The sequence below is a fragment of the Paenibacillus sp. VT-400 genome (genome assembly GCF_001029205.1).
GTDB lineage: Bacteria > Bacillota > Bacilli > Paenibacillales > Paenibacillaceae > Paenibacillus > Paenibacillus amylolyticus.
This window is the reverse complement of record NZ_LELF01000040.1, coordinates 1-215: the sequence shown is the minus strand read 5'-3', so window position 1 is coordinate 215 and position 215 is coordinate 1. Positions and strand designations below refer to the sequence as shown.

Here is a 215-nt window from a genome sequence, read left to right as displayed (position 1 = left end):
CGGTCGTGTTCGGGATGGGTACGTGTGGAACCCCTCCGCCATCGCCACCAAACGCGTAGCTTACATTTCAGAGATCGTTCTCTGAAAACTAGATTCGAAACGAAACATGCGAATTATCACTTGCTATTGGATAAGCCCTCGACCGATTAGTACTGGTCAGCTCCATGCATTGCTGCACTTCCACCCCCAGCCTATCTACCTCGTCGTCTTCAAGG

General features: G+C 51.2%; 1 rRNA gene. It reads right to left on the bottom strand.

From position 1 onward, the window contains the following. Positions 1-126 precede the first annotated feature (126 nt). Positions 127-215: ribosomal RNA gene (locus tag EL84_RS02545) — 23S ribosomal RNA — on the bottom strand; the annotation flags it as partial.